14 protein-coding genes are annotated in these 22,451 nt (G+C 71.6%); 1 reads left to right on the forward strand and 13 read right to left on the reverse strand.

The genetic code is table 11. The features are described 5' to 3' along the window. The first annotated feature begins 96 nt into the window (after positions 1–96). Positions 97–711 (forward strand): hypothetical protein, encoded by a 615-nt coding sequence (locus ACIHFD_RS49425; protein WP_397372802.1) that lies wholly within the window; start codon positions 97–99, stop codon positions 709–711. A gap of 4 nt (positions 712–715) precedes the next feature. On the opposite strand, the gene ACIHFD_RS49430 is transcribed toward ACIHFD_RS49425, so the two are convergent. The 13 genes from ACIHFD_RS49430 to ACIHFD_RS49490 all read right to left on the reverse strand — a co-directional run bounded on the left by ACIHFD_RS49430 (position 716) and on the right by ACIHFD_RS49490 (position 22,406). Then, positions 716–1,063, reverse strand: a complete 348-nt coding sequence (locus ACIHFD_RS49430) for a hypothetical protein (protein WP_397372803.1) — start codon at positions 1,061–1,063, stop codon at positions 716–718. Further along, positions 1,060–2,694 (reverse strand): 2'-5' RNA ligase family protein, encoded by a 1,635-nt coding sequence (locus tag ACIHFD_RS49435; RefSeq protein WP_397372804.1) that lies wholly within the window; start codon positions 2,692–2,694, stop codon positions 1,060–1,062. The genes ACIHFD_RS49430 and ACIHFD_RS49435 overlap by 4 nt, the downstream gene beginning before the upstream one ends. A 115-nt stretch (positions 2,695–2,809) precedes the next feature. Beyond that, the gene (locus tag ACIHFD_RS49440; RefSeq protein WP_397372805.1) at positions 2,810–3,277 is read right to left on the reverse strand and encodes an IPT/TIG domain-containing protein; all 468 of its coding nucleotides are present in this window, start codon (positions 3,275–3,277) and stop codon (positions 2,810–2,812) included. Next, complete coding sequence (locus tag ACIHFD_RS49445; protein ID WP_397372806.1) at positions 3,274–3,450, reverse strand: hypothetical protein; 177 nt, start codon at positions 3,448–3,450, stop codon at positions 3,274–3,276. The genes ACIHFD_RS49440 and ACIHFD_RS49445 overlap by 4 nt, the downstream gene beginning before the upstream one ends. Before the next feature lie 51 nt (positions 3,451–3,501). Beyond that, positions 3,502–3,789: a hypothetical protein gene (locus tag ACIHFD_RS49450; RefSeq protein WP_397372807.1), complete on the reverse strand. Its 288-nt coding sequence runs from the start codon at positions 3,787–3,789 to the stop codon at positions 3,502–3,504. Positions 3,790–3,887: 98 nt separating this feature from the next. Next, positions 3,888–13,178: a hypothetical protein gene (locus tag ACIHFD_RS49455; protein ID WP_397372808.1), complete on the reverse strand. Its 9,291-nt coding sequence runs from the start codon at positions 13,176–13,178 to the stop codon at positions 3,888–3,890. A 202-nt stretch (positions 13,179–13,380) separates the two neighbouring features. Next, positions 13,381–15,651, reverse strand: a complete 2,271-nt coding sequence (locus ACIHFD_RS49460) for a phage portal protein (protein ID WP_397372809.1) — start codon at positions 15,649–15,651, stop codon at positions 13,381–13,383. Further along, positions 15,652–15,873 carry a hypothetical protein gene (locus ACIHFD_RS49465; RefSeq protein ID WP_397372810.1) on the reverse strand — a complete coding sequence of 74 codons (222 nt, stop codon included), beginning with the start codon at positions 15,871–15,873 and terminating at the stop codon, positions 15,652–15,654. An 81-nt stretch (positions 15,874–15,954) separates the two neighbouring features. Then, complete coding sequence (locus tag ACIHFD_RS49470) at positions 15,955–16,725, reverse strand: hypothetical protein (protein WP_397372811.1); 771 nt, start codon at positions 16,723–16,725, stop codon at positions 15,955–15,957. Positions 16,726–16,998: 273 nt separating this feature from the next. After that, positions 16,999–18,702: a hypothetical protein gene (locus ACIHFD_RS49475; RefSeq protein ID WP_397372812.1), complete on the reverse strand. Its 1,704-nt coding sequence runs from the start codon at positions 18,700–18,702 to the stop codon at positions 16,999–17,001. A gap of 165 nt (positions 18,703–18,867) precedes the next feature. Further along, on the reverse strand, positions 18,868–20,574 hold the full coding sequence (locus tag ACIHFD_RS49480) for a hypothetical protein (RefSeq protein ID WP_397372813.1): 1,707 nt from the start codon (positions 20,572–20,574) through the stop codon (positions 18,868–18,870). Between the two features lie 112 nt (positions 20,575–20,686). Next, on the reverse strand, positions 20,687–21,130 hold the full coding sequence (locus tag ACIHFD_RS49485; RefSeq protein ID WP_397372814.1) for a hypothetical protein: 444 nt from the start codon (positions 21,128–21,130) through the stop codon (positions 20,687–20,689). A 64-nt stretch (positions 21,131–21,194) separates the two neighbouring features. Further along, positions 21,195–22,406 (reverse strand): hypothetical protein, encoded by a 1,212-nt coding sequence (locus ACIHFD_RS49490; protein ID WP_397372815.1) that lies wholly within the window; start codon positions 22,404–22,406, stop codon positions 21,195–21,197. Positions 22,407–22,451: the final 45 nt, after the last annotated feature.

The raw sequence follows: 22,451 nt of genomic DNA on the forward strand, positions 1-22,451 counted from the left end.
CGCTAGGACTTTTCCTTCCTTACGTCCCGCCGAGCCCGCTAGGGTGATCGTTTGCCGTGGTCGGGGGACCTGGAACGATCCCATGAAGGGGGACAGTTGCCCGCTCGTCGTGCCACTCTGCTGCTGTTATCTGCGGTCATCCTCACCGGTTGTTCCACCAGCGGCGACGCGGAGTCGCCGCCCGACGCCGCGGCGGCCGCCGAGGCCTCCACGGCCCCGAGCAAGGCGCCGGCCACCTCCCTGGAGTGGGGCGCCACAGCCACGGGGCAGGGGGAGCAGGGCCAGCCCCTGAAGATCACGCCAGTCGGCGTCTACCACCACAAAGGCGACCAGAAAATCGGCCTCGCCCAGAACGGGCTGTTCGTCGCCGTCGCCGTCAAGGTCGCCGCCACCGACGGCGCCGACCACATCCCGCCGCCCGCCAGCGGAAACGGATTCTTCTGGAAGGGCGACGGCGAGACGATCACCCCAGCGGCCGGCGCCGACCCGCCCTGGGTGGGCCGGGTCAACGTGCCGCTCGCCGACCAAGACCTCCAGCCCGGCGAGTCCGCCAACTACGTGATCACGTTCGACGCGCTCGGCCGCGCCGGCACGCTGGTCTACCTCTCCCCGGACGGCTCCCAGTACCAGTGGAAGCTGCCGTCCAAGTCAGGCGGGCAGGGCCTGCGCCGCGTCACCGCCGCCCTGGACGCCCTGGGCATCCAGCACTAGCTGGTCACAGGGCGACGCGGCCCGCCTGCATGTCGGCCAGCCGCTGCTCCAGCCGGGCGTTGGTCTCCCGCTCGCGCAGGAACTCCTCACGGGCGACGCCCGGCCGCGCCGCGCGCAGCCGGGTCACCTCCGCCTGCAGGTCGGCGTTCTCCGCAACCAGCCGGTCGGCGTCCAGCCCGCGTAGGCGTGTCTCGAGCCGATGGCTGTGCTCGCGCACGTTGCTCAGCTCCCGGCTCAGCTCGATGGCGTGCTCCCACGCCTCGTCATTCTCCCGTTTGGCCGCGGCCAGCTCCCGCTGTAGTCGCCTGATCAGCCGGCCTCGCTCGCGCAGCCTCTTGAGCATCAGCTTCACGCCAGCACCACCGCCGCGGCGGCAAGGAGGTCCTGCGCCGCCTTGATCTCCGACGGGCTGATCTCCTCCCGCAACTCCTCACCGGCGGCGGGCTGTTCCTTAAGATCGTTCGGCATGGCGCTGGGCGCCGTGCTGTCGGGCATGATCGACGGCGGCGGCGGAAGCTGCTCGTCCTCGTTGACCCGCGGCTTGGCGGGCTCGTCGTCCATGCCGATGCCGGCGGCAGCGAGCACCTCGCGCAGGATGCTGGCCGCGGTGCGCAGCTTGCGCGCGTTCGCGTCCGACAGCACTTTTCCGGCCTTGACCTCCCAGCCGTCGCCGGCGACCAGTGCGGCGTTCTCGGGCAGCGTCTTCTCTTCCGCGGCCGCGCTCGTCGGCGCCTGTGGTGCGGGCTCCTCAGCCGGTGCAACGGGCTGCTCGTCCCCGCCAGCGCCGAGCGGGAATGCCTCCAGCTCGTCCTCCACCGCAACGACGACGTCGCCGAACGACACGTCGACCGGCGCGTACGGGGCGGGGAGCGCCTCCCCGGGCTCGGCATACCGCAGGGTGACGTGTGGGGTGTAGCCGTGCGTCGTCGCGTACGGGACGCCCGCCGCGGTGAGCGCGTCGGCCACGCGCTGGCGCAGCACCTCCAGGCCGGGCACGTCCACCGGGATGTAGATGGGCACGCCGTCGTCGCCCTCGGGGAACGCTCCGATTCCGCCGATCCTGCCCTGCAGCGGGACGCCGCTGGCGGCCACGGCCTGCACGGCGGCCCGGGCCATCTCCAGCGTCTCGTCGGGGACGCCGGCACCGAGGTAGACGAGCGTGATGTGCAGCTCGGCCAGGTCCAGCCCGCCAGGGACGGCGAGCTGCTCCGCCTGGTCGACGGGGATCATCAGAGCGACCATGGACTGCGGCTCGCCCGGCTCGTCGTCCTCGTCGTCCTGGCCGTCGTCGACCTCATCGTCCGTCAGCGCCGGCGGCGCTTCCGTGGGATTGCCGGAGGCCTCGGCGGCGGCGTCGGCCGCCAGGTCGGCCCACTCCTCACCCCACCCGGTCTCCTCCTCTTCCAGCACCCCGTCGGCCGGGGCGGCGGGGCGGTCGGCCTTGACCGACAGCGTGGACGACAGCGAGGCTGCGCCGAAAAGCACCTGGCTGTACTCCCACAAGTCGAGGTCGGAGATGTAGCGAACGCCGCCGCGCTTCTTCGCGCCGCCGTCCGGGATGGTGTAGCCGATGCTCCATTCGCACTCGTTCGACGCGCTGAAGAACTTGACGTCCTCGTAGGCGGACTGGCCGTGCGGGGTGGCGAGGTTGAACCGGGCCCGCACCCATAGCGCGCCGGCGTCGGCCGGCCACGGCTGGCCGGTCTTGGTGAACTGCGGCAGCCGGGGGTCGCCGGGCAGCAGCTCCTCGATCGCCTCGGTCCGGGCGACCCAGACGTCGGTCTTGTGGGAGAAGATCCCCTTCGGCCGCCGCAGCGCGAGCGTGCGCCGGTAGGCGCCCGGGACGATCACGTCGCCGACGTTGTCCACGATGCCGGTGATGGACACCAGCGCCTCGACGACGCCCTCGTCGCCAGTGGTGATGCCGGTTACTGACGCGGCCGCCTTGTATTCCAGCGCCGGCGCGGACGATTTCACGGTCACAGCGAGCCTCCCCCGAACGGTCGAGCGGAGGATGCCAGGCAGCCGTCTTTACGTCCCTGCGCGTGACGAGGCCCCGCCCAGGTGCTCTGTGCGGGGCCGTCGGATGCCGCCAGGGTCAGGCGTAGGTGAAAGCGGTGTTCTTCGTGGCGGTGCCTGCGTCGGTCGTGACCGCCACGGCGACCGCGCCAGCAGCGTGGGCCGGCGTGGTGCACCGGATGGTGGTGGCGTCGACGACCGTGACGGCGGTGGCGTTGCTGCCGCCCACGGACACGGTGGTGCCGGGCGTGAAGTTCTTACCCTTGAGCGTGATGGCGGTTCCGCCGGCAACCGCGCCGGTCGCCGGGCTGACGCTGGTGATCTCCGCGGCGGGGAACATGGCGTCGAGCTGCGACTGGCGGATCAGCTCGCCGGCCCGGAACTTGCGGCGGCGCCCGATAGGCGGGAACGCCGTGCCGTCCGGGCAGAAGCCCTCCGCGAGGTCCTCGGTCACCTGGACCACCGGGTCGGTCACGGGCACGGCCGTCACCTTGGTGGCGGCCGTGGCCTTGGTCAGTTGGGTGCCGTCGGCGGCGTGAAGCGTCATCGGTTGTTCCCCCTGGTTGGAGCGGCCAGCAGGGGGCGGGAGCGGTCGGGTGCCAGCACCACGTCGGGCTTGTCGTCCAGGCCGAGCGCCTCGATGATGACCGCCGCGGCGAGGATGCCGCACAGGATGCCGAGCATGAGCCCGATCTGCCACCATGCCACCTGCTTGTTCACGCTGGGCATGATGGCCAGATTCGCGGCTTACGTCCCGCACGGCTGGCAGCGCTAGTGGACGCTGCCCTCGGGCGCGCCGCCGAACAGGTCGGGCACGTCCCCGGCCACGTTGGTGACGTCGGTGAGCGCGTACAGCGCGCACAGCACGGAGCTGGCGTCGTCCGGGTCGAGCGGCATGGTCGGCCCGGTCGGCGTGGCCGACAGTTCCTCGCCGCGGTTGAACTCCAGCAGTGCGAGCACGTCGGGGCTGCCGGTCAGCGTGCGGCCGGTGTCGTCGGCCGGGTCGTGGCGGAGCTGGTAGGCGATCCCGTCGCGGGTGTATCCGGATACCTCGATCACAGGTGTCTCCCTCATGGGTTGGTGTGGGCGTTGCGCCCAGAGCGGGTCGCCTCCCTTCACGGAGGAGAACGTCCCGCTCTGGGCGATCGTTCCGCCGGCTACAGGATGGCCATCACGCCGAGCAGCCAGTGCCGCAGGTCGTCGTCGAGGTAGGACGAGCCGCCGAGGAGGCTTTCCACCGTGGTGGTGAACACCTCGAAGTGCTTGCCGTCGTTGTATTCCTTGCCGGTGTAGTGCTCGGGGAAGTCGTCCTTGTAGCCCGTCTCTTTGGTGCCCTTGTAGATCTCGGTGAGCTGCTCCCGCTGACGGGAGCCGATCTCACCGGTCGAGGTTCGCGACCACAGCAGCGCCCATTGAGCCTCCCACAGGCCGGGCACGGCCCGCTCCATGCCGTGCCCCATCTCGTGGACGGCGACGTTGCCGAGCGTGCCGCCGTCGCGGGTCCGCTCCGACTGCTCTGACAGCGCGATCCGCCGGTAATAGTCGTTGTAGTGGCCGCGTGCGACCTTCTCCAGTGACCAGCCCTGGCGGCCGCCGCGGTCGCGGAACGCCTCCAGCCACTGGGTGGGGTAGGCGTCCTCGGCGAACCGCATCGCCTGCAGTAGCGAGCTGCGGTCGGTGTACGGCTGGCCGGTGGCCGGGTTCTTCCACCCGATGCGGACGCCGCCCACCCCGTCCGGCCTGATCTCGCGCAGCAGCTCGATTGCGGCGTCGCGGTCGGCCTGGCCGAGGTCCTTGCGGATCAGTGCCAGCCGGGCGCGGACCCGGTGGGTGCGGCCGCCATCGCTGTACCAGCCGATCCGCGTCCTGGCGGCGTCGTTGGCGTCCCCATCGATCCGCTGCACGAGCCTGCGCAGCCGGAGGGCCTCGGCCTCGTTGCCGTTCTTGCGGGCCTGGGTGATGGCCCGCTTGAGCGCGGTCAGCGAGCTGAACCCGTGGGCGCGCAGGATCGCCTTCATCTCCTCCTTCACCGCGGCGTCGAACGTGCGCTTGTGCTCGCGGATCTTCTCCTCCAGCTCCGCCAGCTCCCGCTTCAGGTCCTTTTCTTCCTGGTCGAGCGGCCCGAGGATCGCGGCGCGCCTGGCCTGGAAGCGGTCGTCCAGCTCGCGGCCGGCGGCCCGCACGAGCGCCAGGTGCGCCATGGCGTGCTCGCCGGGTCCGCCGTCGGCGGCCTCGTCGCGTACGAACGCGTCGACCTGCTCGATGTCGGGGACGCGGCCGGCTTCCAGGTCGGCGAACGTGGTCGGTTTGAAGATCGACCGCTGCAGCCGCCGCTTGCCGAATGCCTCCCCGCCGCCTAGCGCGGTCCGGTACGCGTCCATGCGCGCGGCCAGATCGGTCCCGGTCTCCTCCACGCCGGGGACGCTCAGCTCGCCGCCGCCGTTGCTGTCGTCGCGTCCGCGGCCGCCGAGGCTGTCGCGGAGTTCGGCGAGCGTGGTGGACGCCGTCCGGAACAGGTTCCGGTCCGTGGGCGGGTCGGTGTAGTGCTGGTCCAGGACTCGCCGCCAGGCCCTCCGCTCGGTCTCCGCCCCGGTTGGGGTGGCCTGTCGCAGCGACTCAATTATGCGGTCCTTGGCGGCGGTGTGCAGGTCGGCGAACACCTGCAGCAGCCGCTCCTTGGCCTGGCCCTGCGCCTGGTCGGAAACCTCGAGGGCGTTGGTGATACGGCCGGCGCGCACCAGGTCCTGGAGCGCGGGGTTGGCGATCCGCTTGCGGTGCGCGGCCTCGATCCGGTCGATGATGGACTCGAGCGTGTCGCCGACGCTGATCCCGCCGACGTCCTGCGAGTACTCCTTGTAGGCGTCGCGGGCTGACTGCATGAACTGGTCGCTGATCGTGCGGGCGCGCTTGTCCCTCTCCTGACGTTGCTGGGCGGCCAGGATGTGGCGGGCGTAGGTGGTGTCGGCGTCCGACAGCCTCGTCAGCGTGCCGCCGGTGTTGACGCTCGTGGCGGTGATCTGCCCGTTCAGCTCCCGCAGCCACAGCGCCTGTCCGGTGACGGCGCCGTCGTCACCGACAATCGGGGTGATCGCCTCCACGTTGCCCGTGACGGGGTAGCCGCCGATGCTGTCCGTACGGACCAGATCGCCGACGCGCACCTCGTCCGGGCCGATCTCGGCCGGGTCCTCGTCGGGCAGCAACCCGTCCCACGCCTGGTCGGCCGACGCCGGGCCGCGGCCGCTGCGGATGACGCTCGGCCGGGCCTCCCAGTCGTAGAACTCTTCCCCCCAGGTGTTGCCGTCCGCGTCGCGCACCTGGGCACGCCCGGTGCGGTTGTACCAGTCGTACTCCGCCGACACCACCTCGAGGTCGTCGCCGTCGAGTTGGATGCGGTCGCCGGCGCGGAGCTGGCTGGGGTGGATGTGCTCGCGCCCGCCCGGGCCCGGGTCGGGCTTGTCGTCGGGCAGGTCCGGCAGCAGCCACAGATCGGTGCGGCCGGTGATGACGCGGGTTTCGCGGCTGCCGTCGTCGTGTTCGATCTCGACCTCGACCAGGCGGCCGCGCATCATCGTGCGCGCCGTCCGGACGGTGACGAGCTGGGGCTGGCCGTCCGGCCCGGGCACGGCGATGGTGTCGCCGGGGGTGAGGTTGGCGGCGCGGGTGCGTTCCGGTGCGGCCCGGTTCTCTGGCGGCTCGGGTGCGGGCAGGCCGCGCGCCTCGGCGCCGGCGGCGGCCAGGCGGTGCGCGGCGCGCTGCAGGGCGCGCCGGCGGGCGGGCTTGACCGCGGGATCGTCGGCGGCCGCGCGTACGGCGTTGGCCAGCGCGTCCGCCTGGTCGGCCGACAGCGGCATCCGGTGCCGGAGCCGGAGCGCGGCCTCGCGCACCGTGTCGTCCTCGCTGGTGTCGAGGCCGAGCGCGACGAGGTTCTGCCGCTGGTAGGTGTAGAGCACCGGCCGCGCGGCCGGGACGTCGCGGGGGAGCGGGTCCGGGCGGGGCGGCTCCGGCGGCTGCCCGTCGTCGCCGGTGGTGTCGTCCTCGACGCGGGAGTCGGGGCCGTCGAGGCGGCGCATCTCCCGGTCGTCGCGGGCCCGGAACAGGTCGGTGCGGCCGTCGTCGTAGCGGACGGTCACCCACCGGCCGTCCGATTCGTCGGTGATGTTGGTGACCGTGGCCGGCGCGTGCGGGCCGCCGCGCTCCTGCATGAGCACCCGGTCGCCGGACTTGAGCGTGGTGGACGGAACCGGGGTGATGGTGACGGGGGCGGGCGCCTGCCCGCCGCCGGCGGCGAGCCGGTTGACACTCTCCCCAGTGCGGGTGGCGATCGTCGTCCGCCGGTCGTCGCCGTCGCGCACGGTCAGGAACACGAACTCGCCCGCGCGGGTCACCTGCTCCACGTCGCCCTCGGGGAGCCGATCCCCAACGGCAATCTCGTCCACGGCCGGCCGCTCCCATGACGGGTCCGGCGTGCCGGCGGCGTGGTAGAGGCCGGCGTCCGCCGGCAGCCGCAGCCAGCCCGCGGGAAGGTCCCCGCTGCGGCCGTCAACGCTCTCCCACCGGCCGCCGTCCAGCAAGAGATCATGACCGCCCCACCCCTGGTTGACGGCGTTGTGGTCGCGTACGCGGCCGTGCACGGTCACCCGGTCGGCCGGGCCGAGCCCGAGCTTGGCGAGCGCAGGATGGTCGCCGCGCAGCGGGATCGCGACCTGGCTGCCGATGCTCGCCTCGCCGGGGACGCCCCAGCGGCCGCCGTCCGGCACCGGCTGCCCCGTACGCCCGTGTGCGGGCCCGTCGGTGGGCAGGGTGTCGAGCCGTACGGGCCGGGACCGCTGCCCGAGCTCGAACCCACCGGCGGTGCCGATCTGGTCGCCGGTGCGGGTGTCGTGCACGGTGACCTGCTCGAGCCGGACCCGGCCGCCGCCCTCGGTGGGGGTGGCGGCGACGCGGCCGCGCACGATCACCCCTTCGGCGACGCGGCCGTTCTGGCGCACCTGCAGGAGCTGCTCGCGGTCGCTCGTGGTGAGCTCGACCCAGTCGCCCTCGCGCAGGCCAGCGGCCTGTGTGGTGACGCCGTAGCGTTCGCCGGCGCCGTCGCGGGCGATCAGGTCGCCGCCGCGGACGACGGCGTGGTTGCGGGTGACGGTGAGGGTTTGCCCGGTATGCAGGTGCAAGGTGCGGGTGCCGTCGTCGTTGTCGGTGATGGCGTCGACCAGCTCCGGCGCCGAGTCGCGTTCGCGGCCGCCGGGGAACACGCTGTCGCCCACCTGGACCTGCCAGGCGCGTACGTAGCCGCCGTTCGTGGCCGGGTCGAGGGCGGGCTTGTCGGCCTCGGCGGCGGGGTTGACGTTGCCGGCGTCATCGAACAGCCCCTCGCCCAGATCAGTGGGCTCGTCGCGGGTCTGGTCGCGGTCGGGCCGCTGCTCCCACTCGGCGGCCAGGCGGCGGTGCCGGGCCTGCAGCTCGTCGAACTCCCCGCTGCCGGGGCGTTCGCCGGCGTCCCAGCGGACGCGCAGCTGTTCGCCGAGCCGGTTGATCTCGCCGTCGAGCTCGGGCGTGCTGTAGTCGCCGGGTTCGAGGTCGGCCAGCCGCTCATCGCCGGGGGAGGGGGCGTCCACCCAGCGTTCGCCGACGAGCGGGGTGCTGGTCTCGCGGTCTCGCTCGCGGTGGGTGATCTTCCAGGTGTCGCCGTCGCGGGTGAGCTTGCCGACCAGGAGGCGGCCGGTGGTGTCGTTGTGCACGACCAAGCGGCCCTCGAGGTCCTCGCTCGGCTGGACGGGGTTGACGAACCCGGTCCGGGAGCCGGGCAGCGGGTCGCCCTCGGAGTCGTAGCCGCGCCGGGCCAGCTCCGCCACGAGGTCCTCGGCGAGGTCCGGGTCCCGCCACGTGGACGTTCCCTGACTGAGCTTGATCAGCTCGGCGTCCGACAGGTTCGGCAGGTTGGCGCGCCGCTCACGCTGCTCGCTGGTGGTGGGCCGGTGGTCGGCTTCGCGCATCCAGTCGCCCAGCTCGTAGTGAGCGGACTGCAACCATTCGCCGGCGCCGCTGTCGCCGTCGGCGTCGAGCTGGGCGATCCGCGCGGTGACGGCGTCGTCCAGCTCTGCCCAAGCCGCTTCCACATCCTCGGTGCGGGAGTCGGGGTTGTCGAGCAGCGCGCGCAGCCGCCCGGTCTGCTCGCCGAACCCGGGGTCCACGTCGGCGAGAGCGGCCTGGATGTCATCGCGGCTCATGTCCTGGACCGGCCGCTGAGTGCGGCGCCGCTGTGTCTCGGACAGTGCGCGGGCCAGCATCGGCGGGTCCTCGCCGTCGCGGTCGCGCATCGCCAGCAGCCCGTCGGTGACGCCGCGAAGCTGCTCGTCCGACAAGCCCTGCACGATGTTGTCGGCGTACTCCTCGCCCTGCAGCCGGATGACGCGGTCGCGGCCGTCGAGGTACTCACGGCTCGGCCCGAGGTAGCCGCGCCGGCGCGCCTCGAGGTCGAGGACGACCAGCCGGGCCGCCAGGTCGCGGCCCTCCCCGGGCTGCAGGTCGCGCAGCGCCAACCAAGCGGTGGTGGCGAACCGGTCGAGGTCTGCCGGGTCGGCGCCGTCGAGCTCGGCGCCAAGCGAGGCCACCCGGCCGGGGTCAGGGTCGTGCTTGGCCGCTTCGCCGGCGGCCACGGGGTTGAGCCGGAAGACGCCGGCGGCGCGGTCGGCGCGGCCGGCTGTGCTGATCTGCTCCTCTTCGGGCCGGTCGGTGGCGGCGGTGGAGCGGCGGTAGACCGGGCCGCGCACGGTCAGCAGCACGCCTCCACCGCCGTACCCGTCGCTGCGGAACGTCCCGGACCTGGACCCGTCGGGGGTGTGCCAGGTCGCGGATGCCAGCCGGAGATCATCGCCGCGCTTGTGGATGACGTAGCCCTCGTTGGCGGCCACCATGCCGCGCACGATGATCGGGGTTCCGTCCGGGACCGGCTGCCCGTCGTCGGCCAGCAGGTTGTAGGAGTTGACCACGCTGCCGTAGCGGTCGGCGGACGAGGCGGACGCGGTGGTGGCCTGGGCCTCGATCTCGTCGCCGCGCGTCACCTGCTCGGTGGAGCCGCGGATGAACCCTCGCGCGTCGGTGTCCTCGTCGAGGACCGGCCCGATCGGCGCGTTGTCGGGCGGCCCGTCCAGCCGCACCACCTTGCGCGGCAGCGTCACGGGCCCGCTCGGGCTGCGGGTCAGGGCGATCTCCCGCCCGGTGCCGCGGTCGTGGACGGTCACCTGCCGCAGATCCGGCCGGCGCGGCGGGTCGCCGTCGCCGGCGGCGCTGCCCCGGATCAGCACGCCGAAGGGCCGGTCCGTCAGCCCGTACTCGCGCAGGACGTTCGGGTCGGTTTCGACGTACTCCACCCAGTCGCCCGTGCGCAGGAAGCTGGCCAGCGTGGTCACGCCGCGCCGGTTGCCTGCGGCGTCATACACGCGGGCGTCGGGCGCGAGCTCGAGCAGCTCGTTGCGGTCGGCGCGGAACGGAGGCCGGTTCTCGAAGTGCAGCAGAAAGCCGCCGTCGCCCTGGTCCTCGACCTTGCTCACCAGGCCCGAGGAGCGCGCATCCGAGAAGTACACGGTCATCCCGGCCTGGATCTGGTCGGCGTACGCCTTACCCTCGGGCGCCTCGCCGCGGTTCGGGTCGATGGCGCGTTTCATGTGCTCGCGCGCGGCCAGAGTGTCCTTGCCATTGGTGGCGTCCCACTCGCCCTTCACCCGAAGGATCGCCGCGGCGATGTTCTCCCCGCGGTCGGACCGCCACGACGGCAGCCACTTCGGCAGGTCGGGGTCGGCCCAGTTGATCTGCTCACCGTCGGCGCCGACGATCGCCTCGTACCGGGCGGCCAGCTCGGCGGCCGGTTTGGCGCCGCCCCACTCGGAGTCCGCGCCCGGCAGCAGCAGACCGCTGCGGGCGTGGGTGATGTACCACTCGCGCTGGTTGGTCTTGGCGAGCAGGAGCCCGCCCTCGCCAGTCAGCTTGAGCGACGGGTCCTCGGCGAACTTCTCCAGGAACCCGCGGCGTTCGGCCGCCGTCTCAGGGTCGGCGGCCATCTGGCGCAGGTGCACGCGCGCCTCGTCGAGGCTGGCGAACGCGCCCTCCCGGAGCGGGCCCGGCGCCGGGCGCGGCTGCGGCTTGGGCTTGCGGGGCGGCCGACGCACCGGCTTGGGCTTCGGGTTCGGTTTCTCCCCGTCTCCGCTGGTCTCGCTGCCCGCGCGGCCGGCGGCCACCTTGGCGCGGATCGCCGCCCAGTCGCGGGCGTTCGGCGCGAGCCGGGCGGCCTCGTCGAGGTCGGCCAACGCGCCGTCAACGTCGCCCGCCTTGTACTTCGCTGACGCCTGCCGGGACCGCTCGGCCGCCTGCTCGTGCTCGGAGAGGACCTGCCGGACGGCGTCCTGGTGCGGCTTCCACGTGTCGCGGTTGCCGTCGGACTCCCACCGCCGGTTGCGGCTGCGCGAGGCCAGGTTGGTGGCGAGGTTATGCAGGCCGCCTGTGCGCAGCGCCCGGTAGCGGGCGGCGAGGTCCTCGACGGTGGGCAGCTCCCGGTTGTACGGGTCGTCGGCGGGCCGGCCGGTCTGGTCGTGCAGCCCGGCCCGGCGCAGGTCCTCCTTCGCGGCCGACCACTCCGTGGCGCCGGTCGGGTCGGGGTCAAGGCCGTGTTGACGCCGCCACCGCGCGGTCAGGATGCTGAGCTGGGTGGTGAAGGTGTAGCCCTCGTTGGAGCGCCAGTCGAGGATGTCGCGGGCGCTGACGAGCTCCCACGGCGTCGTGCCGTCGCCAGCGACCATGCCGGCTTCCCACGCCGTGGCGAGCGACCGCGCCTCTTCCTTGTCGAGGTCGGCGGTGAACGGCGGCAGGCCGCGGCCGATCCGGGCGATGTTGACCCGCCAGTCGTCCACCTCCGGGTCGGGGTCTCCGCGGTACACCACGAGCTTGCCGCCGGGGGTGACCCACAGGTCGGGGTCGTCGGCCATGGCGGCGAGCCCGCGGTAGGTGTCCTCGACGCGGGCCGTGTACGACTCGTCGGTGTCCGGGCGGAACGCCGGTGTCGCGCTGTCGGAGCGGATGAGGCCCTGCCCGTCTACCTTCCGTACGGGCATCGCGTCGGCGGGCCGGCCGCGCAGATACGCGCGGGCGGCGTCCACGTCGGCCAGGCCGCCGTCCGGCCACGTCGCGCCGGCGGGGGTGCTGTCGCCTGCGTCCCGCTCCGGCTCCGGGTTCGGCTGGGGCTCGGGTTGTTCGCGTTCGGCGCCGTCGCCACTGCCGTCGTTGTCCGGCGCCGGTTCGAGGCGCGTTACGGCGGAGGCGTTGGTGTTCACCCGGCTGCCGGACCCGTCCAGCTCGACGACGAGCGCGCCGTCATCGCCGGTGTCCGCGACGGTGCCCTCGGCGCCGTTGGCCAGCCGTACCCTGTCGCCCTTCCGAGGGCCCGCGGACGCCTCGCCGCTGGCGGTGTCGCCTGCGCTGGTGTCTCCGTCGTCCTGGCGGGCGTCGTCGCGGGCGGGCTTGGTCAGGCCCGAGCTGGCGAGCCGGTTGTCCAGCCGCAGCCGCAGGGTGGCGATCGCGGTGGCCACGTCCTCACTGCCGGCGGCGGCCTGGCTCTCCTCCAGGTCTTCCAGTGCCGCGTCGATGTCGCCCCACGCGCGTTCGGCGTCCTCGCGGTTCTGGGTGGCGCTCATGTCGGCGAACAGGCCGCGCAGCCGGTCGGCCGCGTTGTCGTCGAACGGGGCGATCGCCGCGGCGATCTCGTCGCCGTCCACCCAGTTCAGGTTCTCCGCCGCGGGCGGCCGGGTGGTCTGCTCGGATTCGTTGTCGTCGAACCTGAGCGCGTTGTCCAGAAGGTTGCGGGCGCGCTCGTCGGCGTCGCCGCGGTTGATGGCGTCGACGAGCTGCTGCAGGTCCTCGGTCGGTAGCACGCGGGCGCGGTCGTCGGGGCTGGTGTGGATGTCCTCGGTGCCGTTCGCGCTCTCCAGCCGTACGACGTACTCGCCGTCTTCGCCGGGCCCGTGGGAGACGACGAACCCGATACGGGCCACGTCGTTGCCGTCGGCGTCCTGGCCGTAGACGAGCGCGGCGTCCCGCTCTCGCAGCTCCTGCACCGGGGTGCGGGTGTCCTTGCCGTCGGGGGTGTAGTCGGTGGCGGCGCGGCTGGGACGCTCCACCTTCTGCGGCGCCGGGCGCGCGTCCGCCCGGCCGGTGGGCGCCTTGCCGCCGGGGCTGCGCTCGACGGTGAGGTAGTTGCGGTGGACGCGCTGCAGCGACCCGTCCGCGAGGCGGACCTCGAGGCGGCCGCCGCCGACGTTGCGCACCACGGTGCCGCGGCCGCCGCCCCACACCCGGACCTCGGCGCCGGTCTCGATCCATCGGCCGCGCCGGTCTCTCGGATGATCGTCGGTGTTCCAGACGGCGCGGCGCGCCTTGGTCTCCACATTGGCCGTGATGGTCACCCTGCGCCCCCGCTTCGCTCACCCCTGGTGTCGAGGCGGCATGGTGCAGGTTTCACCCGTTTACGTCCTGGCCGGGTGTTTCGCTACCCGAGGCGGACCCGGCCGCGGCCGCACACCTCGCACCGCTGGACACGTACGCGGCCGATCTGTTCCGTTGTCACCCAGCGGGGGCGGTGCCAGCGGCCGCGCCGGTGCAGCCCGATCACAGGCCGGGCAGGATCAGCCAGCGCAGCCGGCACCGGCATCCGCCCGCCTCCTCGAACGACGCGGCCAGATCACGTGGCCAGCGCAGCAGGTGGTCGCCGACCGGGAACGCGCCGCCGGCGGGCTGGCTCTGCCCCGCGACCGCCCGGTGGGTGTGTCGCTCCATCTGGTCGTCGCCGGCGTGCCAGGTCGCGACGGCGAGCCCGGTCTTGCCGGCGAGCTCGAGCGCGGCTGCGGTCTCCGCGGCGTGGGTGATGGCGCCGGCGGCCGCCGTGGCGGCGCCGACCGCCCACTTCTCGTGCCCGGGCAGGGTGGCCCGAATGCCGCCGGTGATGGCACCCATGTCGGCGCCCATCGCGTCGGTGGTGCGGATCCACGTGGCCAACTGAGCCGCGGAGTGGGCGATTCCCTGGGCGAGCCACGCCACGACCTCGGAGGCCACGGCCGGCGGCGCCGCGGTCGCGCCGACCGTAGCGGCCAGCGCCTCGGCGGCCGCGGCCGCGCCGCCATCGGCGACAGGGGCGAGCGCGGTGGCCGCCTCTTCATGCCACTGGGCGGGGTCCACGATGCGGGCCACGTCCAGCGGCGCGTCACCAACCCGCGTATCGACCTCGAACTCCGGCTCCCAGTGCCTGGTCCCCTTGCGTAGTTTCGGGCTCGCGGCGCGGGCGACCGTGCGTTCGATCAGGCGCCGCGAGAGCTGCGTGAGGGCTTGCGCGAGGTCGGTCTCGAGCTGGTCGATGGGATCGGGCACCGCCTCGACGACCGCTGTGGGCAACGCCGACCGTGGAATGAACGGGACCGCCGCCGGCACGGGTTCGGCCAGCGGCAGCTCCTTGGTCTGGCGCTCGTCGAGGAGTCCCTGCAGCCGCGCCAGCGCGGCACCGGCGTCTGCCTGGCCGCCCGAGTTCGGCGGCGGCGTCTCCCCGCTGTCCGCTTCCTCGCCCATCGCGGTCGGCTCGTCCTCACCGGGCTCTGGCGGCACCTGCTCGCCGGGCTGCTCGCCGCCGGCGGCAGGGTCGGGCTCGGGGCTGGCCAGGCCGAGCGCGATCGCATCCTCTTCCTTTGTCGGGATCGGAGTCTTGCCCTGGGCCACGTACAGCGCCCGCGTATGCGGGAGATCGATCTCCTCGTAGTCGGCCCGCACCCGGTACTCATCCAGCGAGATCAACCCGGCCGCGGCCTCCTCGCGCGCCTCGGCCCGGCGCGCTGCCGCCACCCGGCGCAGCGCCTCCACGCCGCTCACGTCGAACTCCCCGACAAGCCCGTCGTCGGAGTCCTGGTCGAACCCCGACGCGATGATCGACAAGTGGGGCGGCATCGTGATCGTCCAGAACTGGAACAATTCGGCGTCGGCGTTGTCGTACGTGCGGCCGGAAGCCTGGCCCAACACGGTCTCGCCGACGCCGAACGCTGCCAGCACCTCTTCTTTCGCCCGGGCCGAGGCCTCCCCGTACGACATGTCCCTCGGGTTGGCGCCCAGGTCCTGCACGCTGATCTTGCCGTTGATCACGCTGACCTTGCCGGCCTCGAGCGGGCCCCTGCCGAATCGGGCCTCGATCCGGTCGGCCTCCGGCTGCGATAGGCGCCCCTCGACCCCGACGACGGTCGCGGGGCGGCCGTCGTTCCGCAGGAACACCACGTTGTACAGGCGGCTGAGGTAATCGAGATCCACGCTCAAGCCAGCGGCCTCGAGGGGTGTCATGCCCCGGAATGGGTCCAGCGGGTGAACCTTGCGGAACCATCGGACTCGCTCGGGGTCGATGCCGACGCGGCGGCCGTCCGGCGCGATCGTTTCGAAGCGGTCGAGCAGGTCAGCGCCTTTGCCCGGCACCGGCCGGGTACGGCCCGGCGGCAAGAGATCCAGCCGGATCGGCGTCCCCCGGTTGGAGTTGGTGACCTCCACGAACGCACCCGCCGGCGACAACAGGACCTGGGCTGAGAGGCGCTCGCGGAACTCCCGCCCAGTCTCGAGCGGGTTCGCGCGGCCGTCGTTGAGCAGGTGCACCAGCGGGTGATCGTCCACGACGTCGTCGCCGTCGCGGAGCTGGAAGTCCAGCCGGGCCTGGTGGCTCGCGATCGCGTCCACGCTTTTGAACACCCAGACCGTCTTCTCGTACCCCTCAGCGACGGCTCTTTCGACGGGCCAGGCGCGGCGCATGGCGTCGCTGGTGGGCGTCCAGTACGCGGTGGGCGCGGCCCATGTGCCCCATCCCTTGCGTTCCATCAGCCCGCGCAGGCTCGGGAACAGTGCGCGGCGGCGTGCCACTTACCGGCCTCCCTCGCGCTCGTCGCCGACGCTGGCGGGGGAGGAGGCCAGCAGCCATCCGGCGCCGAGCAGCCACGCGCCCACGACGGCGAAGCCCGCGGCCGGGTGGATCATGAACGCGGCCAGGCACGTCAGCACGGCGCCGAGCACCATGAACGTCCCGCCGATCAGGTCGCGCAGTTGCCGACCGGTCAGCCGCTGCCGGTAGATGTCGTCGTTCACGAGAAAGGCCCCTCCCTTGCCCGCCAGCGGTGGTCTGGCTGACGGGCACGGTAGGGGCCTAGCGTGTTTACGTCCTGAGCGCTACGACAGCCCGGAGATGCGTGATGCCTGCATGAGCGCTATGTCCTCGCGTGGCAGCGCCGGCGGCGCTAGGTGGCGCTTGCCGGGCTTGCTGGTGCAGGGCTCCGCCGTTCCGGAGTCGGGCGGGTAGAACACCCCACACGTCCGGCAGCGGATCGCAACGACATCGATCTCCATCACGGCCAGCTCATCCCGGTCGTCGTCCCAGCCCGGCGTGCCCTCGTAGTCGTCGGGAAGTGTGACGAACGGCGTCTGATGCGCGATGCGAGCGTGTGCAGGCGACGGCGCGGGAAGCCACAGCTCGTAGACCCACTCGTGGCCAAGCCCTGCCAGCACGGCGGCATCGATGTCGCCGTCGGCCCGGCCCAGAGATGGCGGCCTCGGAAGCGGCGCGACCGGCAGGCCCTGCTCGATGCGCTCGACGGCCGCACTAGCGTCAAGGTCGCCCTGCTGCGCCGCGATCCCGGCCGCGCTCTTGCTGGCCTCAGGTATGCCCCTCAGCTTCCGATCGCTCTTGCCGCCGCGTAAGAACGCGGGATTGGAGTCGGCCACGCATTCCTCGAATACGACCATGCCGTACGGCCGACGGCATTTGATGCAGACGTGAGTCTGAATCTGCATCACAATCCCAAGCCCCCAGTCGATCGTTTCGCGATACTCCTCGGGCAGCACGAGGCAAGGATTCTGGTGAACGGCGTGAACATGCGCTACTGACAGCGCTGGCAGCCAGACCGCGTAGTACCACACGTGACCTGGCGGGAAATCGGGCATGCATCTCCTCCCCCTCTGAGGCGGGTGCACGCCAGCCGCGGAGGCGCCTGCGTGTTGACCGGAGTGTCAACCCGTTACGGGCCGGCGGATCCGGTGCACGCGGGGAGCGGTGCGACCAGAGTGCTCGATAGCGGCGGGAAGCGTGTATGGCCTTGTCAGGGGCCGGTCAGCCAAACTAACGATCACTGCGTGTCCGGTAAAGCACCTTCCGGTGCATACGTTTTTCCACTGTGGAAATTCACCAAAGGTAACAATTTCGGATGGTCGGTAAACCTACACAAGGAGTCGCGCTGCGTCGTCGTCCACTGCCGGTTCGTAAGGAGCCAGGAGAACCGCCTCGCCGCGGTCCGGTGAGGACAAGCCGCGCTTCTTCATGGATTCTTTGCTCTCCACGACGGACCAACCATTTGAGTTCATACTCAGTTTCGGCGCCGAGAGCTGCACTTGTGTCAGCTCGTCCACACGCAGCCGGACCCGGGACCGATTGCGGTCGTCCGGCCGCACCAACCACCGGCCCGCCAGCCACATCTCATCCCTCTTCCTCCAAGGCCTCATCGACTCCTCGTCCGGCTCGCGACCCGTGGACTCCGACACGATCACCGGCACGATCTCGGCGCCATGAACGCCTTCCTCCCCCCACGCCTTAATTTGCCCCGCGGGCCCCCAGCCCCAGCCGAGCGCGTCGATCTTCACCCGGACGCGCGCCTTCGTGCCAAGCCGCTTGGCGAGGGCCTCGGCGCGGCGGATGTGCTCCAAGATGATCCCGGAGACCTTGACGGGGTCGCCGTTCTCCGGCCCACTGCTCGCGTGCTCGATCGTGATCAAATCACCGACGATACGGGAGATGGCCAACTCGTCACCTCCGCCTGCGGCGACGTCGACGCCCAATCTGACCCACGCGCCGGGGTGGACCTTCCACTCGGCCGTCTCATCGGGCAGGCCGAGGTCGCACAGCCGGATCCCGGTCTCGGGTTCCTCCTGCTCGACGGCGAGCTCCACCCAGTCGCTCGGGATGGTGGCGTTCGCGACACCCTTGGGGAATTTCGCCAGCACCTTGGCTCGGACGTAGTTCGACCGGGCGCCGTGAACGCGGATCGTCCGCTCGATCCACGCGCGGTCGACCATGTGGACGGCCGGCGAATGCTTCGCGCCCGGGCACGACTGGCAGGTGCCAAACCGCTCACCCGTCAGATTGGGGGTGTCCCAGGCGCTGATCGGGATGGTCGCCACGTCCTGGTCCTTGCACAGCCCCTCGAACCATGTGCTGGGCTCATCAGTCGGCGGGTTCCCGATAGCGATCATCCTGCTGTCTTCGCCGACCATCAGACCGGACAGGTTGCGCCCGATGGTGTGAGCAATACCGCCCGCTTCCTCGACGACCAGGAGCAAGTGCTGACCGTGAATACCCTGCACTGCCGCCTCGTTGTACGGGGCGGCAGCGATCCCATAGGCGACCCGGGTCATCAGCCCGGCCTCGTCGGGCAGCTTGTACTGCGCGGTGTCAATCTCACCCGGCAAGTTGCCGCGGGTGTGCGCGGCCCGGACCTCTCGCCAGAGCTGGTGGGTCACCTGGCGCCACAGCGGCGCAAGAGTGACGGTGACGCCGGTGCCGACCGGGTGCACGAGGGAATGCCAGAGCACGAGCTGGCCGCAACTGAAGGTCTTGCTCGACCCGAAGCACGAGGGCACCGCGACGAGCTTGTGGTCCACGAGCGCCTGCATGAACTTCCGCGGCACCGACCACGCCACGCTGCCCAGGACCTGCTCACAGAACCCGATCGGGTCGTCGACCCACAACGCGTAACTGCTGCCGGCCACCTCGTACGCCGCGGCGTAGACGTGCCGAGCGTCATCCGGAGTGAGATCCCACAAGACCAGGCGCCGCTCGTCCGGCCTCAGCTCCATCAGGTCGGTGAACATCCTGCGAGCGATCAGCGACTTCTTGTCCCCGGCCGGGGCCTGGGCAGGCGTCAGCATCGGCGCCGTCCCCGCCCAGCACCGACCACCCGCTGTCCCGCCCCCGAGATCACGGGGGCATGGTTGGACGAAGCTCGGCTAACGTCCAACCAGGTCGGCCCGCAAACGAGAAATGGGCCCCGGCGCGATTGTCGATCGCGCCGGAGCCCCTTATGGCCGGACCGGTCAGGAGTCCATGTCGGCTCTCATCGCCCGGTAGGCCGTCACCTCGAACAGCCGGTGTCCGCGGTCGGACACCCGGTGCGGCGGAAGCACCGCTTTCTTCCTCTCCAGCGCGTTCTTGATCTGCCTCTTCACCTTCTCCCGTGGTAGGCCGAGCTCCCCGGCGAGCTCGGCCACCGCGGCGAAGCGCAGCTCGCCGGCAGCAAGGGCGGCCTGCCATGCCGGCCACCACGACCGGTAAGCCGCCACCTCGAACATGCGCTCGCCGTCGTGCTCGACGTGCGGGGGCAGCACGAGGCCGTGCTCGTCCGCGGCCGCCAGGCCCGCCACCATGTCCGCCTCGGGGACCTCGAGCAGGCGGGCCATCTCTGCCGCCGATGCCAGCTCGCTGTTGCGAGTCCGCGCCCGGCTCTCCTCCCACCAGGCCACGAACGCCTGCTGGTCGTACAGCCGCCACCGTGGGCCCTGCCGGTGACGGGGCAGCTCGATACCGCGCTCCTCCGCCTCCCGGACCCATCCCCGCACGATGTGCTCAGCCTCGCCAAGCTGCTCGGCCAGCTCTCCCAGCGTCCGTTCCTGCATGTCGTTGGCTGGCAGGCGGCCGCGCTTGATCATCCACTGGTGGAAGGTGTCCACCTTGTACGCGCGGCGGCCGCGGCTGCTCTGCCGGTGCTCGGGCAGCGAGCGTGTGTTCTTCACCGACGACAGCACCTGCAGCAGGGGCATGAGCGGGACGCGGAAGTGGTAGGCGAGCGCGGTCACGCCGGCCCATCCTTCGGCGATGTCGGCCTGTTCCCGCATGCGGGCCGTCCACCAGGTGCGGAACGCGCCCGGCTCGAATCGGCGCTCCTCCCCGGCTCCTTCGTGCTCGGGCAGGTCTCCGATCTCCTCCGCGATGGCCATGATCCGAGCCGTCCACCAGGTGCGGAATGCGGACGGGTCGAGCGCGCGTACGTGCTCGACCTCGTCGTGCTCAGGCAGGTCTGCGTCTCCGGGGAGCGCGCCGGCCTCCTCCGCGACGGCGACGGCCGGCTCCATGTCCTCCCGCGACACCTCGATCGTCTCGGCCAGGGTGTACGCGGGCAGCCACCCGAATCGGTGCTCTTCCCACCAACTCCTGAACGCGGCGGCGTCGAACAGGTCGGCGGCGTGGTCGGGCAGCTCCATTCCCTCGGCACGCGCCTGCGCGATCACGTGCTCCACATCGCTGGTCTGCACGCCCAGCATCTCGGCAAGTCCCTGCGGCGAGCGCCGGCGCGCCTTCAAGTCAGCGGCAACCTGCTGCTGGGTGAGTCCGGTCAACTTCGCGATCTCAGCGGGAGCGAGGGGCCTGTCCCCAACCTGACCGAGGAGCATCTTGCTGACGCCGTCGCGGCGCTCGTCCAGGGCTTTCGCGTGCTGCTCGAGAATGGTGCGCAGCGTCTCGGTGTGCTGGTCAACAAGCTGCTCGGCCTGGGCCTTGCTCATCGCCGGGAGGGTGTCGTCAACCGGGGCCCCGGGGAGGATCTCCTGATCGCCCGAGATGGCAGACACGTCCATCTTGTCCCACGTCTCCGCCGGGTCGGCCTCGTACCGGCGTACGAGGACGATGCCGGCAAGATTGCGCTTGTGGATCGCTGCCCGGCGGTCTTCGTTCCAGAGTTTGACGGCGCGCCGGTGCGCTGCTCGCACCCGGTCAGCAGTGGCCTGTAGCGTAGAGGTCTCGGACATGGCGGTGGGGCGACCTTCCTGGTGAGTCTCCTCCCAAAGCCGGAGGCGAGGCCCCATCTGGGGCTCATGGTCTGATATTACAGGCTATTTATCCGAATGGCTATCGTTACGATCACACGTTGCTGTCGTCCGGCGCCGCCACGGTGTCGCTGAGGTCCGTCACGTACAGCACGAGCCGCCCCTTCGGGTGAACGTCACCAATTCGCATATCCGGGCCTTCGAGGCGTTCGCTGTTGTCATCGGGCAGCATGCCCGCGTCGATCATCCCGTCGACGACGGCTTTGAAGCTCGGATACCAGTTGGCGGGGTCACGCCGCGGATGCGGGGTCGGCGGCTCGTACACGCCTACGACGGACGCCTTCTGCATGGCGGGGATCTTCGCGGCCTTGGTCTGCCAGTACGCGGTCCGGCGCAGGGCCTTCGTCTTCCGTGACAGGGTGCCCCAGTGCCCGCGGTCGTTCTCGTTACGCAGTGCCATTCCGGCTGGCATCTGCAGGACGTACGTTCGCGCCTGGCCGCTGTCGGCCGCCTCGGTGTTCTCCGTGATCTCCGTCATGGTTCCTCCTCGGTTGGTGGGCTCGCGGGCGGCGTGGCCTGTCCCAGCGCCGCCCGCGAGCCAGTCAGTGGGCGTCGGCGGTAACGGGCTCGCCGTCGGCGGGCGGCACGGCCGGGGCGGTGCGGCGCTCCAGAGCCAGCCACCACCGCATGGCCACGCCCGCGAGCGTGAGCAGCTCGCGGTGGATCCGATCGGGAGTGTCCTCGGCGAGTACCGCGTACACGCGCTCGAGGAGGAGTTGCTTCCACGTGATCTGGCCCCTGGCGGCGGCCACCGCCACCTCTCTCTTCCAGCCGCGGGCGAGGTCCTCGTACACCGCGCGGTCGGTGCCGTCGGGGTGGTCGTTCCGTTCGTCCCGAACGCCGTCCTGGAAGCGGAGCTCGTGGCGGAGCGCCAGCTCGTACGCCGTCAGGAAGTCGGCCTCGCCGGCGGGCTTGGTCGCATCAGTCGGCGTTGGCAGGTAGCCGCTGGGCTCGAACCCGCCATCGTGCACGGGCTCGAGCACGCCGGCGAGCGCGTCGCGGACGTTGACCCACTTCCAGTGGTCTGCGTTGGCCGCTTCCGGGCCGTCGTATTCGTCGATCAGGTCCCCGGCCCGGGCGATGCGGCCCACCAGGGTGGCCAGGTCCTGCAGGAGGGTGGAGGGCATGTCGATCTCCTGCCACTCCTTCGCCTGGGCGATGATCGGCGCGGGGTCGATGCCCCAGTTCGCCAGCCAGGCGTACGCGCGTTCGGACCATTCGCCGCACATGGCCTGCCACAGCTCGTTGGCGATCGCGTCGGCCTGGTCGGGCAGGCGCTGGTGGAGAGCGCGCAGCAGGTGGGCGATGCTGTACATTCCGCTCGCCGCGCTGATCTGGGTGTTCCAGCGGTGGTAGGACGCGCGGGGAGCGCCGTTCGGCGGGAACGTCTTCGACAGTTGGGCGTAGGCGCGCAGCGCGGAGGCCGCGTACGCCTTGGCCATCTGCAGGGCGGCGACCTTCTCGGAGGCGTCCAGCTCGGGCACGCGGGCGCGTACGTCGAACATGGGCGGCGTCTCGTCGGCCGGGGTGAGCAGGTCGGGGCCGCCGTGGGCCGCCAGCAGCCGCAGCGCGTCGCGGCCGCCGTTGTTGCGCCGGATCTGCCGGTTGACGTGGCCGGCGAGGTCGCGGTGTTCGCTAGTCGAGCAGCCGCCGTTGAGCAGGCCGACGAGGCAGGACACGTCATGCGTGCCCTCGGCGACGAGGACGACGACCGGTTCGCCCGTCTCGGTGTCGTACACGCGGGTCTTGAGCATGCTGTTCCTCACGGAGAAGACAAGGGGGACAAGTCCCCGGCCTCA

This window comes from Nonomuraea sp. NPDC051941, assembly GCF_044593615.1.

Bases quoted from the DNA above. Each gene is read 5' to 3' on its own strand.
- ACIHFD_RS49440 (WP_397372805.1), bottom strand. From the start codon at position 3,277: ATGACGCTTCACGCCGCCGACGGCACCCAACTGACCAAGGCCACGGCC.
- ACIHFD_RS49490 (WP_397372815.1), bottom strand. From the start codon at position 22,406: ATGCTCAAGACCCGCGTGTACGACACCGAGACGGGCGAACCGGTCGTC.
- ACIHFD_RS49480 (WP_397372813.1), bottom strand. From the start codon at position 20,574: ATGTCCGAGACCTCTACGCTACAGGCCACTGCTGACCGGGTGCGAGCA.
- ACIHFD_RS49470 (WP_397372811.1), bottom strand. From the start codon at position 16,725: ATGCCCGATTTCCCGCCAGGTCACGTGTGGTACTACGCGGTCTGGCTG.
- ACIHFD_RS49485 (WP_397372814.1), bottom strand. From the start codon at position 21,130: ATGACGGAGATCACGGAGAACACCGAGGCGGCCGACAGCGGCCAGGCG.
- ACIHFD_RS49475 (WP_397372812.1), bottom strand. From the start codon at position 18,702: ATGCTGACGCCTGCCCAGGCCCCGGCCGGGGACAAGAAGTCGCTGATC.